At 59.5% G+C, this 23427-nt stretch carries 27 protein-coding genes and 1 tRNA gene; 20 read left to right on the forward strand and 8 right to left on the reverse strand.

The window, feature by feature from the left end:
• The 4 genes from ACOI7Z_RS19390 to ACOI7Z_RS19405 all read left to right on the forward strand — a co-directional run.
• A partial coding sequence (locus tag ACOI7Z_RS19390; protein WP_420702434.1) for a TraR/DksA C4-type zinc finger protein occupies window positions 1–197 on the forward strand: 197 nt, incomplete at its 5' end.
• Window positions 197–436, forward strand: a complete 240-nt coding sequence (locus ACOI7Z_RS19395) for a DUF4222 domain-containing protein (protein ID WP_042935469.1) — start codon at window positions 197–199, stop codon at window positions 434–436. The genes ACOI7Z_RS19390 and ACOI7Z_RS19395, both read left to right, overlap by 1 nt.
• A gap of 12 nt (window positions 437–448) precedes the next feature.
• The gene (locus ACOI7Z_RS19400; protein WP_074428891.1) at window positions 449–784 is read left to right on the forward strand and encodes a helix-turn-helix domain-containing protein; all 336 of its coding nucleotides are present in this window, start codon (window positions 449–451) and stop codon (window positions 782–784) included.
• Entirely contained in the window at window positions 667–1824 is a 1158-nt protein-coding gene (locus ACOI7Z_RS19405; RefSeq protein ID WP_223168401.1) for a tyrosine-type recombinase/integrase, read from the forward strand. Before ACOI7Z_RS19400 ends, ACOI7Z_RS19405 begins: the two co-directional genes overlap by 118 nt.
• A gap of 15 nt (window positions 1825–1839) precedes the next feature.
• Here the strand turns inward: ACOI7Z_RS19405 and ACOI7Z_RS19410 are convergent.
• Window positions 1840–1916, reverse strand: a tRNA-Arg gene (locus ACOI7Z_RS19410).
• 340 nt (window positions 1917–2256) lie between these two features.
• On the opposite strand from ACOI7Z_RS19410, the gene folD reads away from it, so the two are divergent.
• Both folD and ybcJ read left to right on the forward strand, forming a co-directional pair.
• Complete coding sequence (gene folD, locus ACOI7Z_RS19415) at window positions 2257–3123, forward strand: bifunctional methylenetetrahydrofolate dehydrogenase/methenyltetrahydrofolate cyclohydrolase FolD (protein ID WP_004143017.1); 867 nt, start codon at window positions 2257–2259, stop codon at window positions 3121–3123.
• Window position 3124: 1 nt separating this feature from the next.
• Window positions 3125–3337 carry a ribosome-associated protein YbcJ gene (ybcJ, locus tag ACOI7Z_RS19420; protein WP_004143016.1) on the forward strand — a complete coding sequence of 71 codons (213 nt, stop codon included), beginning with the start codon at window positions 3125–3127 and terminating at the stop codon, window positions 3335–3337.
• A 45-nt stretch (window positions 3338–3382) separates the two neighbouring features.
• Here ybcJ and cysS read toward each other — a convergent pair whose 3' ends face one another.
• The gene (gene cysS / locus ACOI7Z_RS19425; protein ID WP_004204706.1) at window positions 3383–4768 is read right to left on the reverse strand and encodes a cysteine--tRNA ligase; all 1386 of its coding nucleotides are present in this window, start codon (window positions 4766–4768) and stop codon (window positions 3383–3385) included.
• 175 nt (window positions 4769–4943) lie between these two features.
• On the opposite strand from cysS, the gene ppiB reads away from it, so the two are divergent.
• The 6 genes from ppiB (at window position 4944) to mnmH (ending at window position 9468) form a co-directional block, all read left to right on the forward strand.
• Complete coding sequence (gene ppiB, locus ACOI7Z_RS19430; protein WP_004151319.1) at window positions 4944–5438, forward strand: peptidylprolyl isomerase B; 495 nt, start codon at window positions 4944–4946, stop codon at window positions 5436–5438.
• Window positions 5439–5441: 3 nt separating this feature from the next.
• The gene (gene lpxH, locus ACOI7Z_RS19435) at window positions 5442–6164 is read left to right on the forward strand and encodes a UDP-2,3-diacylglucosamine diphosphatase (RefSeq protein WP_087849739.1); all 723 of its coding nucleotides are present in this window, start codon (window positions 5442–5444) and stop codon (window positions 6162–6164) included.
• A 107-nt stretch (window positions 6165–6271) separates the two neighbouring features.
• Window positions 6272–6610 carry a hypothetical protein gene (locus ACOI7Z_RS19440; protein WP_087849738.1) on the forward strand — a complete coding sequence of 113 codons (339 nt, stop codon included), beginning with the start codon at window positions 6272–6274 and terminating at the stop codon, window positions 6608–6610.
• Window positions 6611–6706: 96 nt separating this feature from the next.
• On the forward strand, window positions 6707–7216 hold the full coding sequence (gene purE / locus ACOI7Z_RS19445) for a 5-(carboxyamino)imidazole ribonucleotide mutase (RefSeq protein WP_004151322.1): 510 nt from the start codon (window positions 6707–6709) through the stop codon (window positions 7214–7216).
• Window positions 7213–8280: a 5-(carboxyamino)imidazole ribonucleotide synthase gene (gene purK, locus ACOI7Z_RS19450; RefSeq protein ID WP_087849737.1), complete on the forward strand. Its 1068-nt coding sequence runs from the start codon at window positions 7213–7215 to the stop codon at window positions 8278–8280. Before purE ends, purK begins: the two co-directional genes overlap by 4 nt.
• 111 nt (window positions 8281–8391) lie before the next feature.
• Window positions 8392–9468 (forward strand): tRNA 2-selenouridine(34) synthase MnmH, encoded by a 1077-nt coding sequence (mnmH, locus tag ACOI7Z_RS19455; RefSeq protein ID WP_087849736.1) that lies wholly within the window; start codon window positions 8392–8394, stop codon window positions 9466–9468.
• 117 nt (window positions 9469–9585) lie between these two features.
• Here mnmH and ACOI7Z_RS19460 read toward each other — a convergent pair whose 3' ends face one another.
• Window positions 9586–10731 (reverse strand): porin, encoded by a 1146-nt coding sequence (locus ACOI7Z_RS19460; protein ID WP_087849735.1) that lies wholly within the window; start codon window positions 10729–10731, stop codon window positions 9586–9588.
• Window positions 10732–10822: 91 nt separating this feature from the next.
• On the opposite strand from ACOI7Z_RS19460, the gene ACOI7Z_RS19465 reads away from it, so the two are divergent.
• On the forward strand, window positions 10823–10936 hold the full coding sequence (locus tag ACOI7Z_RS19465; protein ID WP_032428640.1) for a hypothetical protein: 114 nt from the start codon (window positions 10823–10825) through the stop codon (window positions 10934–10936).
• Here ACOI7Z_RS19465 and ybbP read toward each other — a convergent pair.
• Both ybbP and ybbA read right to left on the reverse strand, forming a co-directional pair.
• Window positions 10913–13327: a putative ABC transporter permease subunit YbbP gene (gene ybbP, locus ACOI7Z_RS19470; protein ID WP_087849734.1), complete on the reverse strand. Its 2415-nt coding sequence runs from the start codon at window positions 13325–13327 to the stop codon at window positions 10913–10915. The genes ACOI7Z_RS19465 and ybbP overlap by 24 nt on opposite strands.
• A complete protein-coding gene (ybbA, locus tag ACOI7Z_RS19475) occupies window positions 13324–14010 on the reverse strand; it encodes a putative ABC transporter ATP-binding protein YbbA (protein ID WP_032454210.1) in 687 nt (228 codons plus the stop codon). Before ybbA ends, ybbP begins: the two co-directional genes overlap by 4 nt.
• Between ybbA and tesA the strand changes: the two genes are divergently transcribed.
• From tesA to ACOI7Z_RS19490, 3 genes are read left to right on the forward strand one after another with little or no spacing between them, the layout of a single operon-like run.
• Complete coding sequence (gene tesA, locus ACOI7Z_RS19480) at window positions 13981–14604, forward strand: multifunctional acyl-CoA thioesterase I/protease I/lysophospholipase L1 (protein WP_170927865.1); 624 nt, start codon at window positions 13981–13983, stop codon at window positions 14602–14604. The genes ybbA and tesA overlap by 30 nt on opposite strands.
• A complete protein-coding gene (locus ACOI7Z_RS19485) occupies window positions 14594–15403 on the forward strand; it encodes an SDR family oxidoreductase (protein WP_009484702.1) in 810 nt (269 codons plus the stop codon). The genes tesA and ACOI7Z_RS19485 overlap by 11 nt, the downstream gene beginning before the upstream one ends.
• 58 nt (window positions 15404–15461) lie before the next feature.
• Window positions 15462–16316 (forward strand): co-chaperone YbbN, encoded by an 855-nt coding sequence (locus ACOI7Z_RS19490; protein ID WP_023288662.1) that lies wholly within the window; start codon window positions 15462–15464, stop codon window positions 16314–16316.
• Window positions 16317–16397: 81 nt separating this feature from the next.
• Here ACOI7Z_RS19490 and fetB read toward each other — a convergent pair whose 3' ends face one another.
• Together fetB and fetA are read right to left on the reverse strand one after the other, a co-directional pair.
• Entirely contained in the window at window positions 16398–17180 is a 783-nt protein-coding gene (fetB, locus tag ACOI7Z_RS19495; protein ID WP_004204721.1) for an iron efflux ABC transporter permease subunit FetB, read from the reverse strand.
• The gene (gene fetA / locus ACOI7Z_RS19500; RefSeq protein WP_086075287.1) at window positions 17167–17844 is read right to left on the reverse strand and encodes an iron efflux ABC transporter ATP-binding subunit FetA; all 678 of its coding nucleotides are present in this window, start codon (window positions 17842–17844) and stop codon (window positions 17167–17169) included. Before fetA ends, fetB begins: the two co-directional genes overlap by 14 nt.
• A gap of 140 nt (window positions 17845–17984) precedes the next feature.
• On the opposite strand from fetA, the gene ACOI7Z_RS19505 reads away from it, so the two are divergent.
• Together ACOI7Z_RS19505 and ACOI7Z_RS19510 are read left to right on the forward strand one after the other, a co-directional pair.
• On the forward strand, window positions 17985–18902 hold the full coding sequence (locus ACOI7Z_RS19505; RefSeq protein WP_004204723.1) for an SPFH domain-containing protein: 918 nt from the start codon (window positions 17985–17987) through the stop codon (window positions 18900–18902).
• Window positions 18899–19357 carry an NfeD family protein gene (locus ACOI7Z_RS19510; protein WP_087849732.1) on the forward strand — a complete coding sequence of 153 codons (459 nt, stop codon included), beginning with the start codon at window positions 18899–18901 and terminating at the stop codon, window positions 19355–19357. Before ACOI7Z_RS19505 ends, ACOI7Z_RS19510 begins: the two co-directional genes overlap by 4 nt.
• Here ACOI7Z_RS19510 and cueR read toward each other — a convergent pair.
• Window positions 19354–19764 (reverse strand): Cu(I)-responsive transcriptional regulator, encoded by a 411-nt coding sequence (gene cueR / locus ACOI7Z_RS19515; protein WP_004204725.1) that lies wholly within the window; start codon window positions 19762–19764, stop codon window positions 19354–19356. The genes ACOI7Z_RS19510 and cueR overlap by 4 nt on opposite strands.
• A 106-nt stretch (window positions 19765–19870) precedes the next feature.
• Between cueR and copA the strand changes: the two genes are divergently transcribed.
• Both copA and ACOI7Z_RS19525 read left to right on the forward strand, forming a co-directional pair.
• The gene (gene copA / locus ACOI7Z_RS19520; protein WP_044521405.1) at window positions 19871–22372 is read left to right on the forward strand and encodes a copper-exporting P-type ATPase CopA; all 2502 of its coding nucleotides are present in this window, start codon (window positions 19871–19873) and stop codon (window positions 22370–22372) included.
• A gap of 130 nt (window positions 22373–22502) precedes the next feature.
• Complete coding sequence (locus ACOI7Z_RS19525) at window positions 22503–23297, forward strand: TraB/GumN family protein (protein WP_023288658.1); 795 nt, start codon at window positions 22503–22505, stop codon at window positions 23295–23297.
• The last annotated feature ends 130 nt before the right edge of the window (window positions 23298–23427 follow it).

Here is a 23427-nt window from a genome sequence, read left to right on the forward strand (position 1 = left end):
CCAACGAGCTGGCAGAGCGCCGGCTGGAAATGACCATCCAGAACATGCGCATCAACCATAACGCAGTTTCAGCTACTCACTGCCGCGACTGCGGGGAAGAGATACCCGAGCGGCGCCGGGAACTGGTGGCGGGCTGTCAGCGCTGCGCTGATTGTCAGGAAGATGAGGAATTACGCGGTAAACACCGGAGGCCGTGATGTTCAAACTAATTCAGAGAGGTCAGCTCTTTGCCGATTGCCACGGATGGCCGGTAATTATCGCCAGCAGCGACGACAAGACGGTTCGCTACTGGCGCCAGGGGCGGGTCAACACCGCAAGCATAGACCGCTTTAACAATGACTTCGAGCCGCTCTCTCACGAAGAGGCCCAGCAGATAAAGGCAGAGCTGGAGCAGAGCGAACACATTAAGAAACTGCGCGCCCAGCGGGCGGCGTAACCGGGAGGAAATATGGCGTCTGACAAACCGATAACAGCACAGCAGGCCGCCGATTTGCTCATCGTGTCGGCGCGGGTGATCTATCGTCTCATTGAATCTGGGGAGCTCGCCGGCCGCAAGGTCGGCAACAAGTACAGAACGACCGAGGCGGCGTGTATTGCATATTTGAAAACCCCGCGCGATCCTGTCATCGCGAACGCGGGTGAACATAAAGGAGAAGTTTTATGTCAATCACCCTCAGGGGCGGCGTGTGGCACTGTCATTTCTTTACGCCGTCAGGAAAAAGAGTTAGGCGATCTCTTGGCACGGGGGACAAAAAGCAGGCTCAGGAGCTCCACGACAAACTGAAGGCGGAAGCGTGGCGGGTTGACCAGATCGGCGACCTTCCCGTCAGAACCTTCGAAGAGTGCTGTATCCGGTGGTTGCGGGAGAAAGACCATAAGCGATCGCTGGATGATGACAAAACCAAGATTGAGTTTTGGCTGCAGCATTTTTCCGGCCGTGATGTCTCGAAGATAACAGCTGAGGAAGTCCACGAAGCCGTTAACGGGATGATCAACCGTAAACACCTGCAGGTGTGGGAGAGTAAGCGTGATGCCGCGCTGAGGAAGGGTAAGCCTGTTCCGGAGTACAAACCACGGCAGGTTTCGCAGGCGACGAAGGCGCAACACCTTTCCTTCATTCGTTCCCTTCTCAGGGCCGCGGCGAATGACTGGGGCTGGATAAAAACAGCTCCTGTTATCAAAACCCGCAAGCCGATCAGTAAGCGGATACGGTGGCTGACCAGAGAAGAAGCTGAGCGGCTGATCGAGTGCATGCCGGAGAGCATTAAGCCAGTGGTGATATTTGCACTGGCAACCGGCCTGCGCCGCTCAAACATCATCGGGCTTGAGTGGCAGCAGGTCGATATGCAGAGAAAGGTTGCATGGGTAAATCCGGAGAACGCAAAAGCGGGCAAGGCGATTGGCGTAGCTCTGAATGATACCGCATGCAGGGTATTAAGGGATCAGATAGGGAAGCACTCCCGGTGGGTGTTCGTTCACACGACGGCAAAGCATCGCCCTGATGGGACACTGACGCCCGCGGTTAGAAAAATGCGGGTGGATGACAATAACGCCTGGCGCGCCGGGTTGAAAAAAGCGGGTATTGAGGATTTCCGTTTTCATGACCTCCGGCACACCTGGGCGAGCTGGCTGATCCAGTCCGGCGTCCCGCTTTCTGTTTTACAGGAAATGGGAGGATGGGAGAGCATCGAGATGGTACGTCGCTATGCTCACCTGGCACCGAACCACCTGACCGAACACGCACGGAAAATTGACGCCATTTTTGGCGCTAGCGACACAAATACGACACAAGGAGGAAATCAGGCTGGTTTAAAACTGGCGTAAGTGCTTGTTTCTTAATGGCACGCCCTACAGGATTCGAACCTGTGACCTACGGCTTAGAAGGCCGTTGCTCTATCCAGCTGAGCTAAGGGCGCCCTGAGAAGCGAGTGCTTCGCGGAGTGAAACGCCTGGAATTATACGGTCCACGTCGGTTGAGTCAATCCATTTTGCCAGGAAACTGCGGGGCTTATACGACGCTGGCGAAATATCCTCCGCCAACTGTACAAGAAGCATACCACCGGGGCTCTTACGCCAGTAAATCGACTGAGTGGCCAGGCGCAATACACCAATAACCATGCAATGAAAAGGGTCAAAAACTGGCTAAATTTGCCCCAGACAGGATAAAACAGCAAACGAGGACTGACAGCGAGGCCGGCTTCTGACAAAATATCCTCATCCCCCTTTCGTAAAGATACAGATGGAATCCTCTCTCTGATGGCAGCAAAAATTATTGACGGTAAAACGATTGCGCAGCAGGTACGCTCTGAGGTTGCGGAAAAAGTGAAGGCTCGCGTTGCGGCCGGAAAACGCGCCCCTGGGCTGGCCGTCGTGCTGGTCGGCAGCAACCCGGCCTCGCAGATTTATGTCGGCAGCAAGCGCAAAGCATGTGAAGAAGTGGGCTTCGTCTCCCGCTCTTACGATCTCCCGGAAACCACCAGCGAAGCCGAGCTGCTGGAGCTTATCGACACCCTGAATGCCGATAAGACCATCGACGGTATTCTGGTTCAGCTGCCCCTGCCGGCAGGGATCGATAACGTCAAAGTTCTCGAGCGCATCGCGCCGGATAAAGACGTCGATGGCTTCCATCCTTACAACGTTGGCCGCCTGTGCCAGCGGGCGCCGCGCCTGCGTCCGTGCACCCCGCGCGGTATCGTGACGCTGCTGGAGCGCTACAATATCGACACCTACGGCCTGAATGCGGTGGTCATTGGCGCGTCCAATATCGTCGGCCGCCCGATGAGCATGGAGCTGCTGCTGGCCGGCTGCACCACCACCGTCACCCACCGCTTTACCAAAAACCTGCGCCATCATGTCGAAAACGCCGACCTGCTGATCGTCGCGGTGGGTAAACCGGGCTTTATTCCTGGCGAATGGATCAAAGAAGGGGCGATTGTGGTCGATGTCGGCATTAACCGTCTGGAAAGCGGCAAAGTGGTCGGCGACGTGGTGTATGAAGATGCCGCTGAACGCGCATCCTACATCACCCCGGTTCCCGGCGGCGTTGGCCCGATGACCGTCGCCACCCTGATTCAGAACACGCTGCAGGCGTGCGAAGAGTACCACGACGTTGAGGAGGCCTGAGATGGCGACATTTTCCTTAGGAAAACACCCGCACGTTGAGCTGTGCGATCTGCTGAAGCTGGAAGGCTGGAGCGAAAGCGGCGCCCAGGCGAAGATTGCCATCGCCGACGGGCTGGTAAAAGTCGACGGCGCGGTGGAAACCCGCAAACGCTGCAAAATCGTCGCCGGTCAGACGGTGAGCTTTGAAGGCCAGAGCGTAACCGTCACGGCCTGACCGCGAAAAGGAAAACGCCCGCTTAAGCGGGCGTTTTTTTATGACTTACTTCCGGCGCCAGGTGGTGCCCTGCGGGCCATCTTCCAGCACGATCCCCATCTCGTTAAGACGATCGCGCGCCGCATCCGCCGCCGCCCAGTCTTTCGCTTTACGCGCGTCCAGACGCTGCTGGATAAGCGATTCAATTTCCGCTACTTCCGCGTCGTCAGCCTGCGCGCCGCTCTGCAGGAAGGCGTCCGGCTCCTGCTCCAGCAGCCCCAGCACCGACGCAAGCTTACGCAGGTGGGCCGCCATGGCGTTCGCCGCGGCCGCGTCCTCGGTTTTCAGGCGGTTTACTTCGCGCGCCATATCGAACAGCACCGAGTAGGCTTCCGGGGTGTTGAAGTCATCGTCCATCGCCTCGATAAAGCGTGCTTCGAAGGCTTCGCCGCCCGCCGCGTCGACGGATTTGTCGGTACCGCGCAGCGCGGTGTACAGACGCTCCAGCGCCGAGCGCGCCTGCTTGAGGTTCTCTTCGCTGTAGTTCAGCTGGCTGCGATAGTGGCCGGACATCAGGAAGTAGCGAATGGTCTCCGCATCGTAATACTTCAGCACGTCGCGGACGGTAAAGAAGTTGCCCAGCGATTTCGACATCTTCTCGCGGTCGACCATCACCATGCCGGAGTGCATCCAGTAGTTAACGTACTCGCCGTCATGGGCGCAGGTGGACTGAGCGATTTCGTTTTCGTGATGCGGGAACATCAGATCGGAACCGCCGCCGTGGATGTCAAAATGGTTGCCCAGCTGTTTGCAGTTCATCGCCGAGCACTCGATATGCCAGCCCGGACGGCCCGCGCCCCACGGCGACGGCCAGCTTGGCTCGCCCTCTTTCGACATCTTCCACAGAACGAAGTCCATCGGGTTACGCTTGACGTCAACCACGTCGACGCGCGCCCCCGCCTGCAGCTGATCGAGATCCTGACGCGACAGCAAACCGTAGTTCGGGTCCGTCGGCACATCGAACATCACGTCGCCGTTATCCGCCACATAGGCATGGCCTTTGGCGATCAGCTGCTCGGTAATCTCGATGATTTCCGCAATATGATGCGTCGCGCGCGGCTCGCTGTCGGGACGCAAAATATTCAGGGCGTCAAAATCCTTGTGCATTTCGGCGATCATCCGATCGACCAGCGCGACAAAGCTTTCACCGTTTTCATTAGCGCGCTTAATGATTTTGTCATCGATATCGGTGATATTGCGCACGTACTTCAGCTTATAGCCGAGAAAACGCAGATAACGCGCCACAACGTCAAAGGAGACGAAGGTACGCCCATGGCCGATGTGACAGAGATCGTAAACGGTAATACCACACACGTACATGCCGACTTCCCCGGCATGGATAGGTTTAAATTCCTCTTTCTGGCGCGTCAGTGTATTAAAAATTTTTAACATCGAAGATTCCGTGTAGACGTGTGTGGGTAATGAAGCCTCTATAATACCCATAATTCACACAGGACGCAGCACACATTGCAAGGTGCATCGACCCCCGCGGTTATGCTATAACACCCCCCTATATCTCACCCGACACCGGGTGCTGGCACCACACTCATCGGAACAGGATGCAAAAATGGTTACTTTCCACACCAATCATGGCGATATCGTAATCAAAACGTTTGACGACAAAGCGCCGGAAACAGTTAAAAACTTCCTGGACTACTGCCGCGAAGGTTTCTACGACAACACCATTTTCCACCGTGTTATCAACGGCTTCATGATTCAGGGCGGCGGTTTTGAACCTGGCATGAAACAAAAAGCGACCAAATCTCCGATTCAGAACGAAGCGAACAACGGTCTGAAAAACACCCGCGGCACGCTGGCGATGGCCCGTACTCAGGCGCCGCACTCTGCAACCGCGCAGTTCTTCATCAACGTGGTTGACAACGACTTCCTGAACTTCTCCGGCGAAAGCCTGCAGGGCTGGGGCTACTGCGTCTTCGCGGAAGTGGTTGAAGGCATGGACGTGGTTGACAAAATCAAAGCGGTTGCCACCGGCCGCAGCGGCATGCACCAGGATGTGCCGAAAGACGATGTGATCATCAAAAGCGTCACCGTCAGCGAGTAATTCGTGGCGACACTTTTTATTGCAGATTTGCACCTGCAAACAGAAGAACCGGCGATCACCGCCGGTTTTCTGCGTTTTTTACAGGGGGAAGCCCGTCAGGCGGACGCCCTGTATATCCTTGGCGATCTGTTCGAGGCATGGATCGGCGATGACGATCCGAACCCGTTGCATCAGCAAATCGCTACGGCAATCAAAGCCGTCGTCGACGCCGGCGTGCCCTGCTACTTCATTCACGGCAACCGCGATTTTCTCGTCGGCCAGCGCTTCGCCCGCCAGAGCGGGATGATCCTGCTCGCCGAAGAAGAGCGACTGGACCTCTATGGCCGTGAAGTCTTGATTATGCATGGCGACACGCTGTGCACCGATGACCCGGGCTATCTGGCGTTTCGCGCGAAAGTCCACATCCCGTGGATCCAGCGCCTGTTCCTGGCCCTGCCGCTGTTTATCCGCCGCCGTATTGCCGCCCGCATGCGCGCCGACAGCAAAGCCGCCAACAGCAGCAAATCAATGGAAATTATGGATGTGAATCCGCAGGCGGTGGTTGACGCGATGGAGCGGCATCACGTGCAGTGGCTGATCCACGGCCATACCCATCGCCCGGCGGTCCATGACCTGATGGCCAACGGCCAGCCCGCATGGCGCGTGGTGCTTGGCGCCTGGCACAGCGAAGGATCGATGGTCAAGGTGACACCGGACGACGTCGAACTGATCCACTTCCCGTTCTAATTCCTGCGCGAGCATAATTCCGAAACCGCCTTTTGCCCGGGCGGAGGTATGCGCCTCCCGGCATTCCGCATGCTAGTCTTCCTCGACATCACTCTCAAGGAACGAGCATGAACAGGAAAAAGTGGAGCCAGCCGCTGATCTGGGGAATGATCATCGCACTCCTCAATCCGTTAGGGATAAGCTATATCGCCTTAATCGGCGTCGCTCTCGGCAACACGCTGACGTTTGTCTGGTGTGCGATGCTGGCGTGGGCTATTTATTTCTATGCCATTTATTTGCTCTGTACCCGCCCTCACGAGAGCCGGTCAGTACAAATCTATTTACTGATGATGGGCACCCTGATGCTCCCCTGGGGGTTAGTACTGCTTATCACTTGTTGCATGAATGAGATCAAGGCCAATAAGCCGCGATCGTCGTCATCGCAGAGCGAGACAAAAGACGGCTAACCATGCACACGCAACCGTTTTCCTTGCCGGCAGTTCATGCTATTCTCTGTGCCCTCTAAAGCAGTGTGAAACACACCCACAGGAGTTTTAAGACGCATGTCTTCCCGCAATAATTCGGCGCGTATCGCCATCGTGATGGGGTCCAAAAGCGACTGGGCTACCATGCAGTTTACCGCAGAAATCCTTGATGCCCTGAACGTTCCGTACCATGTCGAAGTGGTCTCCGCCCATCGCACGCCCGATAAGCTGTTCAGCTTCGCTGAAAGCGCCGAAAGCCACGGTTATCAGGTGATTATTGCAGGGGCAGGCGGCGCGGCGCATCTGCCGGGCATGATTGCGGCGAAAACCCTGGTGCCGGTGCTCGGCGTACCGGTTCAGAGCGCGGCCTTAAGCGGTGTCGACAGCCTCTACTCCATTGTGCAGATGCCGCGCGGTATTCCGGTCGGTACCCTGGCCATCGGCAAAGCCGGGGCTGCAAACGCCGGTCTGCTCGCCGCGCAGATCCTCGCCCAGCATGATGCTGAACTCCACCAGCGCCTGAGCGCCTGGCGTCAGGCGCAAACCGATGAAGTGCTGGATAACCCGGACCCGCGGGGTGCGGCATGAAACAGGTATGCGTGCTCGGTAACGGCCAGTTAGGCCGTATGCTGCGCCAGGCCGGCGAGCCGCTGGGTATCGCCGTCTGGCCGGTGGGGCTGGAAGCCGATCCGGAAGCGGTGCCGTTCCAGCAGAGCGTCATCACCGCAGAAATTGAACGCTGGCCGGAAACCGCCCTCACCCGCGAGCTGGCCCGCCACCCGGCGTTCGTCAACCGCGACGTCTTCCCGATTATCGCCGATCGCCTGACGCAAAAGCAGCTGTTCGATAAGCTGGGCCTCGCCACTGCCCCGTGGCAGCTGCTGGCGGATAAAAGCGAGTGGCCGGCGGTGTTTGCCCGCCTTGGCAAACTGGCGATCGTTAAGCGTCGCGTCGGCGGCTACGACGGCCGCGGCCAGTGGCGTCTGCGGGAAAACGAGATCGATCAGCTACCGGACGATAACTACGGCGAGTGCATCGTCGAGCAGGGGATTAACTTCTCCGGCGAAGTGTCGCTGGTAGGCGCCCGCGCCCAGGACGGCAGCACCGTCTTCTACCCGCTGACCCGCAACCTGCATCAGGACGGTATTCTGCGCGCCAGCGTCGCCTTCCCGCAGGCCAATGCCCGCCAGCAGGAGCAAGCGGAAAGCATGCTGACGGCGATCATGAACGAGCTGAACTACGTCGGCGTGATGGCGATGGAGTGCTTCGTCACCGCCGAGGGGCTGCTGATTAACGAGCTGGCGCCGCGCGTACACAACAGCGGCCACTGGACGCAAAATGGCGCCTCCATCAGCCAGTTTGAGCTGCATCTGCGAGCGATGACCGGCCTGCCGCTGCCGCCGCCGGTGGTTAACAGCCCGTCGGTGATGATCAACCTGATCGGCACCGATCTCAATTACGACTGGCTGAAGCTGCCGCTGGTCCACCTGCACTGGTACGATAAAGAAGTGCGCCAGGGTCGTAAAGTCGGCCACCTGAACCTGACCGACAGCGATACAGACCGTCTGAGCGCGACGCTGGAAGCGTTGAAGCCGCTGCTGCCAGCGGAATACGCCAGCGGTATCGTCTGGGCGCAGGCGCAGCTCAGCTAAGCCCTTCGTGCCGGGGATTTGATCTATCCCCTTCCCCGGCACACCTTGAGGCGCGTACAATCCCCCCCTTGCTGTAAAGCCCATTTCTGTTTTGACTTCAGAGGATACCCCATGACCAATGGGACGGATTATCGCGCCATTCTCGCCAGCGATACGCCACTGATTGACGTGCGCGCCCCGGTGGAGTTTAGCCAAAGCGCGATGCCGGCGGCGATCAACCTGCCGCTGATGAATGATGAAGAACGCGCCGCGGTCGGCACCTGCTACAAGCGCCAGGGGCCGGAAGCGGCGCTGGCGCTCGGCCATAAGCTGGTCCAGGGCGACCTGCGCGCCAGCCGGATCCAGGCCTGGCTGGAAGCGTGCGCCCGTTACCCGCACGGTTTCCTGTGCTGCGCTCGCGGCGGCCAGCGCTCGCATATCGTCCAGCAGTGGCTGAAAGAAGCTGGTGTGGATTACCCCCTGATCGTCGGCGGCTATAAAGCGCTGCGCCAGGCGGCGATCCAGGCCATCGACGCGCTGGTACAGCGACCGATCGTGCTGATTGGCGGCTGCACCGGCAACGGCAAAACCCAGCTGGTTTGCTCGCGACCGGACGGTATCGATCTGGAGGGCCATGCCCACCACCGCGGCTCTTCGTTTGGCCGCACGCTACAGCCGCAGCATCCGCAAGCCACCTTTGAAAACCACCTTGCGGTCAGCCTGCTCAAAAAAGCCGAACAGCAGACGCGCTGGGTGCTGGAAGATGAAGGCCATATGATCGGCGCCAACCATCTGCCGGAGTGCCTGCGCATCCGCATGGCGCAATCGCCGCTGGCGGTGGTGGAAGATCCGTTTGACGTTCGCCTCGAACGGCTGCGCGAGGAGTATTTCGATCGCATGTATCGCGACTTTATCGCCGCCTATGGCGAAGAGAAAGGCTGGCAGGCATACGGCGAGTATCTGCATCACGGCCTGTTTGCCATCCGCCGTCGCCTGGGGCTGCAGCGTTTTGCCCAGCTCACTGAACGCCTCGATGAGGCGCTGGCGCAGCAGCAGCGCACCGCCAGCACCGAGGCGCACTTCGCCTGGCTGGTGCCGCTACTGGAAGAATACTACGACCCGATGTATCGCTATCAGTTGGGGAAAAAAGCCGGGAAGATTATTTTTCGCGGCAACTGGCAGGAGGTCGCTGCCTGGCTGGCGGAGTAATCACACCCTCTCTTGTCCCGGCTTGCGGCGTAAACGCCTTAGCCGGGCTACGGGTCCGCAGACGGCGGTGAACCTGTAGCCCCGGTAAGCGCTGCGTCACCGGGGAATGGTTACCGCTTAGAAGTCGTAGCGCAGACGCACCAGGTTCATATCGCCCAGGTTGTCGGTGCTGGAGGTAAACACGTGCTCGTAGTCAACGCGGAAACCATAATCCAGCTGGAAGCTGATCCCCAGACCGTTATCAATACGCTGGTAGTTACGGCCGTTCACATATTCCAGGCGGTCGCCCATAAAGTACGGCTGAATAGATTTAACGGCATATTGATTGATCGGGAATTTATAGCCCGCAAAATATTCAATCCCCCAGGCGTCGCCGGCGAAGTAATTATGGACATCGGTTTTTTTGGTAGTGAGGAAGTTCTGATACCAGCCGCCGCCGAAGGAGAAAGTCCAGTTATCCGGGGTCCAGCTCAGCGCGGTACCGACGATGTTCTGGTCATAGGTTTTGCTGTCGGAACTTGACGGGTCGCGCATTTCGGCGCGGGTGTAGTTCCACGCGGTCCCCCAGGTCAGATCCTTCATGATGTGGTAGTCCGCGCCAATAGAACCGCCGCCTTTACGTTTATAGCGCAGACCATTACCCGGCAGGTATTCGCTGTCTTCGAACAGATAGGAGCCGTAAAGATCGACATCGCCAACGGTTTTCTTATATTTCAGCATATTACGTGAACGATAAGAACCATCATAATCGCCGTTAATACCGTTGCCCGGCGCCTGGGCAATCATATCGTAGTCCCAGATATCGGTTTTCACCCCGACCACATCATAGTAAATACTGTTTTGCTGACCGTAGGTTAACGTCCCCCAGGTATCGCTTTTCAGGCCGGTATACAGCATGCGGCGGGTGGTATTGTTCGCCCCTTCCGCGTAGTGATTATCCCAGTCGAACAGCGCCGGAATATTCACCCCCAGTTCGTAGTAGCTGATCCAGCTAATATCATCGAACAGATAGTAGTCCGCGGCGAAACGAAAGCGGGTGCCGCCGTCGAAACCGTTGCGCTTATAGGAGCCTTTATCCCCGTCGCCGGTCATCATATTGAACTGCGGGCGGATACTTCCGCCGACGGTAAAGTTAAGCCGGCTTAACGGATCCCCCGCCTGCGGATCCTGTTTTAGCAGGGTGATTTCCGCGTGGGCAGCCAATGACGTTAACGCTAATGTTGCGCCGATCGAGATCGCCAGCGTTTTTATTGTGTGTGCCATAGTTTTTCCTTGATTAATAAGCAACCTTATATTTTCCAGTTGAATATTAACCGCGAATCAGCACAGCGTGTTGCTGGGTTTTTAATGTTTCGTGCGCTTAAAAATCAATGGTTTATCAATTTGTGCGCTTAAAATAAAAGCGCCGCCAAAAACGGCGGCGCATCATCAACATGTAATATTCTTACTGGCTAAACTGACGGAATAGCGCTTTCCCTTTTAATAAACGCAGCCCCAGCCCGCCGCCGCACAAGGATAACAACACCGCTCCCGTCAGCGGCAGCATCACCCACAGCCGCCAGTCCGGCGCCCAGGGAAAATCAAAGACTTTAGTCTGCAGCATCGCCAGCGCCACTTCGGCGCCTATCGCCGCCACCAGGCCGGAGACCAGCCCCAACAGGGCAAACTCCGCCCACAGCGTGGCGCGCAGCAGCGATTTCCCGGCCCCCAGCGTGCGCCAGACCACCAGCTCCTGATGACGCTGACGCATACCGACCTGCACCTGCGCCAGCAACAGCAGCACGCCGCAGGCCGTCACCAGGCCTACCATCACCTCCAGCGCCCGGCTGACCTGGGAGAGCACCTGGCCGACCTGACGCAGGATAGCGCCAATATCCAGCAGACTGACGGTGGGAAACTCGCGGTTCAGCTGGGTCAACATCGCAGGACCATTATCCCAGCGGAAGCTGGTGAGCCAGCTCTGCGGCTGCCCGTCCAGCGCCCCGGTGGGGAAAATAAAGAAGAAGTTTGGCCGCAGGCTCTCCCAGTCGACTTTGCGCACGCTGCTCACCTTCGCGCTGAACTCCTGCGTATCGCCGGTAAAGGTCACCGTATCGCCGATTGTCACTCCCAATCGCTGCGCCAGCCCCTCCTCAATCGATACCTCGCCCTGCTTCGGCGGCCAGCTGCCGGCCACCAGCGGATTATGATCCGGACGCTGTTCGCTCCAGGTGAGATTAAGCTCGCGATTCAGCGCTTCGTCTTTATTCCCGTCCGTGGACTGGCCGTTGATCTGCGTCAGACGAGCCCGGACGATCGGATAGAATTCCGCCGCCCGCGTCTGATGTTCGGCGAGGAAGGTCTTCACCGGCATTATCTGCTCAGGGGCGATATTGATCAGGAAGTAGTTCGGGCTCTCCGGGGGCAGCTGCTGCTGCCAGCGGTCGAGCAGATCGCCGCGCAGCACCAGCAGGAGCGCCAGCAGCATAAACGACAGGGAAAACGCCGCCAGCTGGCTGAGGGTCGACCACGGCTGGCGAAGCAGGCGATTCACCGCCAGACGCAGCGGCAAGGCTCTGAGCGTCAGGCGTTTGAGCAGCCACAGCAATCCCCAGCCCACCAGGCCGCACAGCAGCGCCAGCACCACCGCCCCGGCCAGCACTGACCACAGCAGCGGACTGCCGCCCATCAGCCACGCCAGCAGGCCCACCACCACGGCGCTGACCGTCGGGATCCAGATTTTTAACGGCCAGACGCTGGCCACCACGTCCTGGCGCAGCACTCGCAGCGGCAGGGTCGCCAGCAGCAGCCGATACGGCCGCAGGCCCACCAGCAGGGAAATCACGCCGGTCGCGCCCACCGCCCACAGCCACGGCCAGCCGCTGGCCGGCGGGAGCGCGGCGGGAAGAACCGGTTTGAGCACCAGCAGCAGCAGGCGCTCCAGCGCCAGCCCCGCCACCCCGCCGGTTATCACCGACAGCGCCAGCAGCAGCAGCCACTGACCGACAATCAGCTTGCGCAGCTGCGCCCGTCCGGCGCCCAGCGTCTTGAGTATGGCGACCAGATCGTAGCGGCTGCGGCAGTAGTGGCCCATCGCCACGGCCACCGCCGCGACGGCCAGCAGCAGCGTCAACAGCGCGGATAACAACAAGAATTGCTGCGAGCGTTCGAGGGATTTGCCCAGCGCGCTGTCGTCTTGTTCAAGACCAATCCAGCGATGCTCCGGGCCGAGTTTCGGCAGCAGCCACTGCTCATAACGGGCCAGCTGTTCAGCGTCGCCGGCGAACTTATAACGCCATGCGACGCGACTGCCGGGCTGCACGGCGCCGGTCTTTGCCACGTCGGCCATATTCATCATCAGCCGCGGCGCCATCTGGAAGGGGTTAAACCCCGCATCCGGCTCCTGAATCACTTCCCCGGCAATGCGCAGCGTGGCGTCGCCAACGTCAATCGTATCGCCGGTTTTCAGGTTCAGCAGCGCCATCAGCCTTGGCGCCAGCAGGACGCTGCCCGCCCGGGGCTTCAGCCCCGGCGGCTGCGTCTCGAGAGTGCCATACAGCGGATAGCGGTCATCCACTGCCTTGACGTCCGCCAGCTGCGGCGTATCGCCCGCAAAGGTCATGGTGGCGAAGCTCAACTGTTCGCCGACGCTCAGCCCTGAATTCCGCGCTTGCGCGATCCACTCAGCGGGCACCTCGCGCGAACTGCGCAGCGTCCGGTCGCCCGCCATAAACTCACGGCTTTGCTGGCTGAGGCCTTTCTCCATTCGATCGCTTATCGACCCCAGGGCCAGCACGCAGGCCACGGCGAGGCTTAACGCCAGCCAGACGATCAGCAGCGACGGCGAGCGCCATTCGCGCCAGAACCAGCGGGCGATCATGCTTCCTCCCGCAGCTGGCCATCCACCAGGCGCAGACGGCGGTCGCAGCGCGCCGCCAGCAGCGGATCGTGAGTGACGAGGATCAGGGTGGTGCCGTGTTCGCGATTAAGCGAGAACAGCAGATCGGCAATTTTGTCCCCGGTCTGGCGATCGAGGTTGCCGGTGGGCTCATCGGCGAACAGAATGGCCGGACGCCCATTGAAGGCCCGGGCCAGCGCCACCCGCTGCTGTTCGCCGCCGGAGAGCTGCGCCGGCAGGTGGTGCAGGCGTTTGCCAAGCCCCAGCTGCTCAAGCAGCGCCCGGGCATCGCCCCGGCTCTGGCTATCGCTGGCGCCGCGCAGCAGCGCCGGCAGCTCGACGTTCTCCAGGGCGTTGAGCGTTGGGATCAGCATAAACGACTGAAATACAAAACCGACGTGCTGCGCCCGCAGCGCCGCCCGCGCCTCCTCATCCATCCGATGCAGCGGTTTGCCCAGCATCGATACTTCCCCGCTGCTGCCATCGTCCAGGCCGGCGAGGATCGCCAACAGGGTCGATTTACCGGAGCCCGACTCGCCGATCAGGGCGATGGTCTGCCGCGGTTTGACAACCAGCTCAACTCCGGTAAGGATGGTGAGCTGATGCTCCCCCTGACCGACGGACTTCTTAAGATGATGAACTTCAAGTATGTTTTCCGCTGGCATGTGCCTTTCCTGTTTTTGTTCCTGTTTACCTGCCGCGCGATGGCGGCGGACACGCTGCTGATCCTCGGCGACAGCCTGAGCGCTGGCTATCGGATGGCGGCCAACGCCGCGTGGCCTGCGCTGCTCAATGATAAGTGGCAGGCGAAAACGCCGGTGGTGAACGCCAGCATCAGCGGCGATACCTCCCAGCAGGGACTGGCCCGTCTGCCAGCGCTGCTTAAGCAGCATCAGCCGCGCTGGGTGCTGGTTGAGCTCGGCGGCAACGACGGGCTGCGCGGCTTTCCGCCGCAGCAGACCGAGCAGACGCTGCGCACCATCATTCAGACGATCAAAGCGGCCAACGCCGAGCCGCTGCTGATGCAAATTCACCTGCCGGCGAACTATGGCCGCCGCTATAATGAAGCCTTCGGCGCGATTTACCCGGCCCTGGCCAAAGAGTTCGCTATTCCTCTCCTGCCCTTTTTTATGGAGGAGGTGTATCTGAAACCCCAGTGGATGCAGGACGACGGCATTCACCCGAATCGCGACGCGCAGCCGTTTATCGCCGACTGGATGGCGAACCGGCTGGCTCCCTTAGTTAATCATGACTCCTGAACGCCAGGGGTCGCTGACAGGTAAAGTTATGCAAAAAACGGTTTTAGTGACAGGCTGTTCCAGCGGAATTGGTCTGGAAAGCGCGCTGGATTTAACCCGCCAGGGCTTTCGCGTGCTGGCGGCCTGCCGCAAAGCGGAGGACGTGGCGCGAATGCAGGAGCTGGGGCTAACCGGTATTTTGCTCGATCTGGACGACCCGCAGAGCGTGGAGCGCGCGGCGGCGGAGGTGATTGCGCTGACCGATAATCGTCTCTACGGCCTGTTCAATAACGCCGGATACGGCGTCTATGGCCCGCTGAACACCATCAGCCGCCAGCAGATGGAACAGCAGTTTTCCGCCAACTTTTTTGGCGCCCATCAGCTCACCATGCTGCTGCTGCCGGCGATGACCCCGCACGGCGAAGGGCGCATCGTGATGACCTCCTCGGTGATGGGGCTTATCGCCAGCCCCGGCCGCGGCGCCTACGCCGCCAGCAAATATGCCCTTGAGGCATGGTCCGATGCGCTGCGCATGGAGCTGCGCCACAGCGGTATTCAGGTCAGCCTGATTGAACCGGGCCCGATCCGCACCCGCTTTACCGATAACGTCAACCAGACGCAAAGCGACAAGCCCGTTGAAAACCCGGGCATCGCCGCCCGTTTTACCCTCGGGCCGGAGGCGGTGGTGGAAAAAGTGCGCCACGCTTTTACCAGCGATAAGCCGAAGCTACGCTACCCGGTCACCCTGGTCACCCACGCGGTGGCGCTGCTCAAGCGCCTGCTGCCAGCTCGCGCGATGGACAAAATTATCCACGGCTGAGTTGAAGCGCGGAATGCCGCCCCCATGTAAAACAGAAATCGACTAACGAGAAATGCCCATGTCCGAACAGAATATTGTCAACATTAGCGAAGCGAACCTGCAGCAGACGCTACAGCAGTCTATGAACGTCCCGGTGCTTTTTTACTTCTGGTCTGCCCGCAGCCAGCACTGCGAACAGCTGACCCCGGTTCTTGAGCGTCTGGCCGCGCAATACAATGGCCAGTTTACGCTGGCGAAGGTCGATTGCGACGCTGAGCAGATGCTCGCTTCACAGTTTGGTCTGCGCGCCATCCCTACGGTTTATCTGTTCCAGAACGGCCAGCCGGTGGACGGTTTTGAAGGCCCGCAGCCGGAAGAAGCGATCCGCGCCCTGCTGGATAAAGTCCTGCCCCGCGAAGAGGAGCTGAAAGCTCAGCAGGCGCTGGCCCTGATGCAGGAAGAAAAATACGCCGATGCCCTGCCGCTGCTGAAGGAAGCCTGGCAGCTGTCGAATCAGGAGAGCCAGATTGGCCTGCTGCTGGCGGAAACGCTGATTGCCCTGCACCGTTCCGATGAAGCGGAAAGCGTGCTGAAAACCATCCCGCTGCAGGATCAGGATACCCACTATCAGGGTCTGGTGGCGCAGATTGAGCTGCTCAAACAGGCCGCCGACACGCCGGAAATCCAGCAGCTGCAGCAGCAGGTGGAACAGAATCCGGAGGATGCGCTGCTGGCCTCCCAGCTGGCGCTACAGCTGCATCAGGTCGGGCGTAACGAAGAAGCGCTGGCGCTGCTGTTCAGCCATCTGCAGAAGGATTTAGGCGCCGGCGACGGCCAGGCGCGCAAGATGCTGCAGGAGATCCTCGCCGCCCTCGGTACCGGCGATGCGCTGGCCGCCAAATACCGCCGTCAGCTCTATTCGCTGCTGTACTAATTCGTTGCCTGCCCCGGATAGCGCTGCGCTATCCGGGCTATGCGAACGAGGCGCAACGTAGCCTTAGCAACCCGGGATCGTTCACGGGCGTTTTTTCAGCTGCGTCACCACCAGCTGATGGCGGGCGTTGAAGAACTTCCGGTAGGTCAAATAGCCGGCGATAATCGTCGACAGGCTGGCGGTCGACAGCAGCATAAAAGTTACCATGATCTGGTACTTAATCGCCTTCACCGGGTCAATACCGGCAAAAATTAGTCCCGACATCATCCCTGGCAAACTCACCAGGCCGACCGTTTTCGCTGAATCGACGGTGGGAATCAATGACGCGCGGATGCTGTCGCGGATCAGCCGCGCCGAGGCCATCTTCGGCGTCGCGCCGAGGCTGAGCTTCTCCTGAATCTGCTGCTGCTCGCTGCTGAAGCGCTGGCCCATATTGTTGTAGCACAGCCCCACCGCCACCATGGCGTTCCCGGCCACCATCCCGGCAATCGGGATCACCTGCATCGGCACGAAGGCTATCGAGCCAGAGAACACCAGCACCGCCAGCGTCAGCCCGGCGCCGGTGGTGATGGCGATAAATGACGAGACAAACGCCTTATCGATATATTTACTGCGCTTTTTGGCATTCCACGCCGCGTTAAAGCAGATAAACAGCACCATCAACAGCGTCAGAACCGCATGGTTGACGTTAAAGATATATTTCAGCACATAGCCGACGATAATCAGCTGCACGATCGCCCGGCAGATGCTCCAGAGAATATCTTTTTCCAGCGCCAGCTTTTCCCGATAGCTCACCAGAATAGCGATCAGCACCAGCACCATCGACAGCGCCAGCGATTCGTTCGTAATGTTATGCCCGTTCATGCTGTGCCTCCCGCATGTTTCCGCCGGCAGGTTGCAGCGTAATTACTTCATCGGCATGCGAAATTTCATTGCGATCGTGGGTGACCCAGAGAACAGCGACCTGTTTTTCCGTCGCGTAGCCATGAATAATGTCATTCACATTCTGTTTATTACTGTCATCCAGCGCGCTGGTAATTTCGTCCAGCAGCAGCACGCGCGGCAGAAATTGTAAATTGCGGATCAGCGATACGCGCTGCTTTTCACCGCCCGACAGTTCGTTAATCGATTTTTCCAGCATATTTTCGCCAAGACCAAAGCGCTGCAGATCGGCCACCAGCGCCTGCGGATCCGGTTGTTTATTACGGATCTGCCACGGAAAAATCAGGTTATCGTAAACCGAATCCCCGAACAGCGCCGGCGTCTGCGCACAATAAGAGACCTGCTGGCGATACCTTTCCGGCGACAGCGTCGCGACATCGGCATCATCGAAAAACAGACGTCCGGAGGTCGGGCTGAGCAGCGAGGCGATAATTTTCAGCAAGGTGCTTTTCCCGCAGCCGGAAGGCCCGGTAATCAACTTGAATTCCCCGGGTCTGAGCTGAAGGTTGATATTATGTAAAATAACTGCGTCGTCGGTCTTAAATCCCACATCCTCGAGACGCAAAAGCGCGTTATTTTCCTTCATGAGTCTTCCTGATTATTTTCTGAAACACCGCTAGTTTACCCCACTTTCCTTTCTCCAGGATGAGGAGAAAGATATACTCAATTTAAACATGCGCTATTTCCTTGTAGCGCCCCACCAGGCAACAAGACAGGAGGTTTTTGATGCTGATTTTTATTCCTATCCTTATTTTCGTCGCGCTGGTCATTGTGGCCGCGGCGGTGAAAATCGTCCCGCAGGGCTACCAGTGGACGGTGGAGCGCTTCGGGCGTTTTACCCAGACGCTGCAGCCGGGATTAAGCTTAGTCGTGCCGTTTATGGACCGCATCGGCCGCAAAGTGAACATGATGGAGCAGGTGCTCGACATCCCGTCACAGGAGGTGATCTCCCGGGATAACGCCAACGTCACTATCGACGCCGTTTGCTTTATTCAGGTGGTTGACGCGCCGAAGGCCGCCTACGAGGTCAGCAATCTTGAGCAGGCGATCGTCAACCTGACGATGACCAACATCCGTACCGTGCTCGGCTCGATGGAGCTGGACGAAATGCTCTCCCAGCGCGACAGCATTAACACCCGCCTGCTGCATATCGTTGACGACGCCACCAACCCGTGGGGGGTGAAAATCACCCGCGTCGAAATTCGCGACGTTCGCCCACCGGCGGAACTTATCGCCTCGATGAACGCCCAGATGAAAGCCGAACGAACCAAGCGCGCTTATATTCTCGAGGCCGAAGGGGTGCGTCAGGCGGAAATACTGAAAGCGGAAGGGGAAAAGCAGTCGCAGATCCTCAAGGCGGAGGGCGAGCGGCAGTCCGCGTTCCTGCAGGCGGAGGCCCGCGAGCGTTCCGCTGAAGCGGAAGCCCGCGCCACCCAGATGGTCTCCTCGGCGATCGCCTCAGGCGATATTCAGGCGATCAACTACTTCGTGGCGCAGAAATACACCGATGCGCTGCAGCAGATTGGCGCCGCCAACAACAGTAAAGTGGTGCTGATGCCGCTGGATGCCAGCAGCCTGATGGGATCGATCGCCGGGATCAGCGAGCTGATCAAAGAAGGCGCTGGCGATCGGAAAAAATCATGATCGACATGATCCTCGCCCACCCCCATCTGTTCTGGCTAAGCCTCGGCGGGCTGCTGCTGGCGGCCGAGATGCTGGGCGGCAGCGGATACCTGCTATGGAGCGGCGTCGCCGGCGTGGTGACCGGCGCCCTGACCTGGCTCCTGCCGCTGAGCTGGGAATGGCAAGGCACGCTGTTTGCCGTCCTCACTCTGCTGGCGGCGTGGCTGTGGTCGAAGTGGCTGCGCAAGCGCGTCAAACTGCAGCGTCCTGCCGATGCTCAACTCAACCAGCGCGGGCTACAGCTGATTGGCCGCCGTCTGACGCTGGATGCCCCGCTGGTAAACGGCCGCGGCCACGTGCGCGTGGGCGACAGCTCCTGGCCGGTAATTGCTGACGAAGACCTCGCGGCGGGCAGCAAGGTCGAAGTGGTCGCCGTGGAAGGGATTACGCTGCGGATCAGACCCGTTGTTCGTTAAGCCTGCGCCTTGCGATGACAACAGCCGGAAAGATTATCGATAATCGGGCACTCCGCGCTGTCGTCGCCGGGGCAGGATTCAGCCAGCGCCAGCAGGTGCGCGCGCATATTTTGCAGCTCGCGGATATGGTTCTCGATATCCGCCACTTTCTCCAGCGTGCGTTTTTTCACATCGGCGCTGTGCCGTGACGGGTCGTTGAATAGCGCCACCAGCTCGCGGCACTCTTCCAGATTAAACCCCACCTGCCGCGCCTGACGCAGCAGCGTGAGCTCATCGAGATGCTGCTGACCGTAGGTGCGGTAACCGTTTTCGCTCCGCAACGGCGGCGTCACCAGCCCCTTCTCTTCGTAAAAACGAATCGCTTTGCTGGTTAAACCGGTTTTTTTCGCCACATCGCTGATATTCATTTTTTCTCCTTGACCTTCCCCTTGCTGGAAGGTTTAACCTTCTTAATACTCGATGAAAGAGTGGTTCTGGTCAATCGTTGACCGGAAAATTATTCAGGAGTTATTTATGTCTAACACTATCGACCTGACGCTGGATGGCCTCTCCTGCGGCCACTGCGTTAAACGCGTGAAAGAGAGTCTGGAGCAGCGTCCTGACGTTGAGCAAGCGGAAGTCACCCTCACTGAAGCCCATGTGACGGGCAGCGCCAGCGCACAAGCGCTGATTGAAACCGTTAAACAAGCCGGATACGGCGCGGAGCTCAGCCACCCAAAGGCTAAACCGCTGGCAGAATCATCAATCCCGTCGGAAGCACTGACAGCGGCCACTCCTGAGCTTCCGGCAGCCCATGACGAAGATGACAGTCAACAGCTGCTGATCAACGGCATGAGCTGCGCCAGCTGCGTCTCCCGGGTACAGAACGCGCTTGCCGCGGTGCCGGGCGTCTCACAGGCGCGGGTTAACCTGGCGGAACGCACGGCGCTGGTGATGGGCAGTGCGTCCGCCGCAGAATTAGTGCAGGCGGTGGAGAAAGCGGGCTACGGCGCGGAGGCGATCGAGGACGATCTGGAACGCCGCGAACGGCAGCAGGAAACCGCCATCGCCACCATGAAACGTTTTCGCTGGCAGGCGATTGTCGCCCTGCTGGTCGGCGTGCCGGTGATGGTCTGGGGCATGATCGGCGATAACATGATGGTCAGCGACGACAACCGTTCGCTGTGGCTGGTCATCGGCCTCGTCACCCTGGCGGTGATGGTCTTCGCCGGCGGCCACTTCTACCGCAGCGCGTGGAAAAGCCTGAAAAACGGCACTGCCACCATGGATACGCTGGTGGCGCTCGGTACCGGCGTCGCCTGGCTGTACTCGATGAGCGTCAACCTGTGGCCACAGTGGTTCCCGATGGAAGCCCGCCATCTCTATTACGAAGCCAGCGCAATGATTATCGGCCTGATTAACCTCGGCCATATGCTGGAGGCCCGCGCCCGCCAGCGCTCCTCAAAAGCGCTGGAAAAACTGCTCGACCTGACGCCGCCTTCGGCGCGGGTCGTTACGCCCGAGGGCGAGAAAGATCTGCCGCTCGCTGAAGTTCAGGCCGGCATGACGCTGCGCCTGACGACCGGCGACCGCGTCCCGGTCGACGGCGTGATAAGCCAGGGGGAAGCCTGGTTTGATGAAGCGATGCTCACCGGCGAACCGGTACCGCAGCAAAAAGGCGACGGCGACGCCATTCACGCCGGCACCGTAGTGCAGGACGGCAGCGTGCTGTTCACCGCCAGCGCCGTCGGCAGCCAGACCACGCTGGCGCGTATTATCCGCATGGTGCGCCAGGCGCAGAGCAGCAAGCCGGAGATCGGCCAGCTGGCGGATAAAATCTCCGCGGTGTTTGTCCCGGCGGTGGTCGCCATTGCGCTGATTAGCGCTGCGATCTGGTACTTCTTCGGCCCGGCGCCGCAGATCGTCTATACCCTGGTGATCGCCACCACGGTACTGATTATCGCCTGTCCGTGCGCCTTAGGCCTGGCGACGCCGATGTCGATTATCTCCGGCGTTGGCCGGGCGGCGGAATACGGCGTGCTGGTGCGCGACGCCGATGCTCTGCAGCGCGCCAGTGAACTCGACACCCTGGTGTTCGATAAAACCGGCACCCTGACCGAAGGCAAGCCGCAGGTGGTGGCGGTGAAAACTTTCGCAGACGTTGATGAGATGACCGCGCTGCGTCTTGCCGCCGCGCTTGAGCAGGGTTCAAGCCATCCGCTGGCGCGAGCGATCCTTGATAAAGCCGGAGACAGCCCGTTGCCGGAAGTGAGCGGCTTCCGCACCCTGCGCGGCCTGGGCGTCAGCGGCGAAGCGGAAGGCCATCGCCTGCTGCTCGGTAACCAGGCGCTGCTCAACGAGCAACATATCGCCACCGGCGATATAGAAAGCGAGATGATGGCGCAGGCCTCGCGCGGGGCTACGCCGGTGCTGCTGGCGGTAGATGGTCAGGCGGCCGCGCTGTTCGCCATCCGTGACCCGCTACGCGAAGACAGCGTCGACGCTCTGGCGCGCCTGCATCGTCAGGGCTACCGCCTGGTGATGCTCACCGGGGATAACCCCACTACCGCGAATGCTATCGCCAAAGAAGCCGGCATTGATGAGGTGATTGCCGGCGTGCTGCCGGACGGTAAAGCCGACGCCATTAAGCGTCTGCAGAGCCAGGGGCACAAAGTGGCGATGGTGGGCGATGGGATTAACGACGCCCCGGCGCTGGCGCAGGCGGATGTCGGGATCGCCATGGGCGGCGGCAGCGATGTCGCCATTGAAACGGCGGCGATCACCCTGATGCGCCATAGTCTTCACGGCGTGGCCGATGCGCTGGCGATTTCGAAGGCGACCTTACGCAATATGAAGCAGAATCTGCTGGGGGCCTTTGTCTACAACTCGCTGGGCATCCCGATTGCCGCCGGGATCCTCTGGCCGCTGACCGGCACGTTGCTCAATCCGGTGGTCGCCGGCGCGGCGATGGCGCTGTCGTCGATTACCGTGGTGAGTAACGCTAACCGCCTGCTGCGCTTTAAACCAAAAGCGTAAGCGTTGTCGAGGAAAGCGGGCGCTGACAGGGTCGGCGCCCGCTTTTTTACCGGGACAAGAAAAGCCCGCCGGAAGGGTGACGTGTATCACCATATGCGCTAGCATGAATGCCTCACACTTCGGAGCGCGTATGGGCCTGTTAAACCGGATAAAAATGCTGTGGCGAGCCGCCGTCGGCTCGTCTTATTCCTGGCCTGCGATGGATATCGTCCTGCCCGGCGAACGCTATCTGCACCTCGTCGGCAGCATCCATATGGGCACCCGCGATATGGCGCCGCCGCCAGCGAAGCTGCTGAAAAAAATACGCCAGGCCGATGCGTTAATCGTCGAGGCCGATATCAGCGGCAATGAAACCCCGTTTAGCCATCTCCCCGCTTATCCGCCGCTGGCGGAGCGCCTGAGCGACGCGCAGCTGAGCGAGCTACAGACGCGAGCCGGTGAACTCGGCCTGTCGGTCGCGCTATTCGACAGCCAGCCGCTGTGGCAGGTGGCGATGGTTCTGCAGGCCACCCAGGCGCAGAAGCTGGGGCTGCGGCCGGATTACGGTATCGATTATCAGTTGCTGATGGCCGCCCGCGAGAGCAACATAGCGGTGATGGAGCTGGAAGGCGCCGACAGCCAGATCGCGCTGCTGCGCGACCTGCCCGATGGCGGAATGGCGCTGCTGGAGGATACGCTGACCCACTGGCGCACCAACGCCCGTTTACTGCAGGTCATGATCGGCTGGTGGCTGGAGCAACCGCCGTCGCGCGGCGCGGTATCGCTGCCGACGACCTTCAGCCAGTCTTTATATGATGTGCTGATGCACCAGCGCAATCTCGCCTGGCGCGAGACGCTGCTGGCCCTGCCGCCGGGGCGCTACGTGGTCGCCGTCGGCGCGCTGCATCTGTATGGCGAAGGGAATCTGCCGGATATGCTGACATAAAAAAATGGCCAATATTGCTATTGGCCCGTCAAAGAGGAATTTCATCATTATTATTATCCCGGGATTTGCATCCCGGATCGTCTGATTGTCGCTCAAAGTGACCATCACTGCCAACACTATTGCGCAAGAT

The organism is Klebsiella sp. C283 (genome assembly GCF_048822555.1).
In the GTDB taxonomy this organism is placed as follows: Bacteria; Pseudomonadota; Gammaproteobacteria; order Enterobacterales; family Enterobacteriaceae; genus Klebsiella; species Klebsiella quasipneumoniae.

What these genes read in the sequence shown, in the direction of transcription:
- ACOI7Z_RS19510 (WP_087849732.1), top strand. Translation starts at nt 18,899, where the DNA reads ATGATCGACATGATCCTCGCCCACCCCCATCTGTTCTGGCTAAGCCTC.
- ybcJ (WP_004143016.1), top strand. Translation starts at nt 3,125, where the DNA reads ATGGCGACATTTTCCTTAGGAAAACACCCGCACGTTGAGCTGTGCGAT.
- cysS (WP_004204706.1), bottom strand. Translation starts at nt 4,768, where the DNA reads ATGTTAAAAATTTTTAATACACTGACGCGCCAGAAAGAGGAATTTAAA.
- ACOI7Z_RS19490 (WP_023288662.1), top strand. Translation starts at nt 15,462, where the DNA reads ATGTCCGAACAGAATATTGTCAACATTAGCGAAGCGAACCTGCAGCAG.
- ACOI7Z_RS19460 (WP_087849735.1), bottom strand. Translation starts at nt 10,731, where the DNA reads ATGGCACACACAATAAAAACGCTGGCGATCTCGATCGGCGCAACATTA.
- ACOI7Z_RS19505 (WP_004204723.1), top strand. Translation starts at nt 17,985, where the DNA reads ATGCTGATTTTTATTCCTATCCTTATTTTCGTCGCGCTGGTCATTGTG.
- ACOI7Z_RS19485 (WP_009484702.1), top strand. Translation starts at nt 14,594, where the DNA reads ATGACTCCTGAACGCCAGGGGTCGCTGACAGGTAAAGTTATGCAAAAA.
- ppiB (WP_004151319.1), top strand. Translation starts at nt 4,944, where the DNA reads ATGGTTACTTTCCACACCAATCATGGCGATATCGTAATCAAAACGTTT.
- ACOI7Z_RS19395 (WP_042935469.1), top strand. Translation starts at nt 197, where the DNA reads ATGTTCAAACTAATTCAGAGAGGTCAGCTCTTTGCCGATTGCCACGGA.
- ACOI7Z_RS19400 (WP_074428891.1), top strand. Translation starts at nt 449, where the DNA reads ATGGCGTCTGACAAACCGATAACAGCACAGCAGGCCGCCGATTTGCTC.
- ybbP (WP_087849734.1), bottom strand. Translation starts at nt 13,327, where the DNA reads ATGATCGCCCGCTGGTTCTGGCGCGAATGGCGCTCGCCGTCGCTGCTG.
- purE (WP_004151322.1), top strand. Translation starts at nt 6,707, where the DNA reads ATGTCTTCCCGCAATAATTCGGCGCGTATCGCCATCGTGATGGGGTCC.
- purK (WP_087849737.1), top strand. Translation starts at nt 7,213, where the DNA reads ATGAAACAGGTATGCGTGCTCGGTAACGGCCAGTTAGGCCGTATGCTG.
- fetA (WP_086075287.1), bottom strand. Translation starts at nt 17,844, where the DNA reads ATGAAGGAAAATAACGCGCTTTTGCGTCTCGAGGATGTGGGATTTAAG.
- folD (WP_004143017.1), top strand. Translation starts at nt 2,257, where the DNA reads ATGGCAGCAAAAATTATTGACGGTAAAACGATTGCGCAGCAGGTACGC.
- ACOI7Z_RS19440 (WP_087849738.1), top strand. Translation starts at nt 6,272, where the DNA reads ATGAACAGGAAAAAGTGGAGCCAGCCGCTGATCTGGGGAATGATCATC.
- tesA (WP_170927865.1), top strand. Translation starts at nt 13,981, where the DNA reads ATGAACTTCAAGTATGTTTTCCGCTGGCATGTGCCTTTCCTGTTTTTG.
- mnmH (WP_087849736.1), top strand. Translation starts at nt 8,392, where the DNA reads ATGACCAATGGGACGGATTATCGCGCCATTCTCGCCAGCGATACGCCA.
- ACOI7Z_RS19525 (WP_023288658.1), top strand. Translation starts at nt 22,503, where the DNA reads ATGGGCCTGTTAAACCGGATAAAAATGCTGTGGCGAGCCGCCGTCGGC.
- ybbA (WP_032454210.1), bottom strand. Translation starts at nt 14,010, where the DNA reads ATGCCAGCGGAAAACATACTTGAAGTTCATCATCTTAAGAAGTCCGTC.
- fetB (WP_004204721.1), bottom strand. Translation starts at nt 17,180, where the DNA reads ATGAACGGGCATAACATTACGAACGAATCGCTGGCGCTGTCGATGGTG.
- copA (WP_044521405.1), top strand. Translation starts at nt 19,871, where the DNA reads ATGTCTAACACTATCGACCTGACGCTGGATGGCCTCTCCTGCGGCCAC.
- cueR (WP_004204725.1), bottom strand. Translation starts at nt 19,764, where the DNA reads ATGAATATCAGCGATGTGGCGAAAAAAACCGGTTTAACCAGCAAAGCG.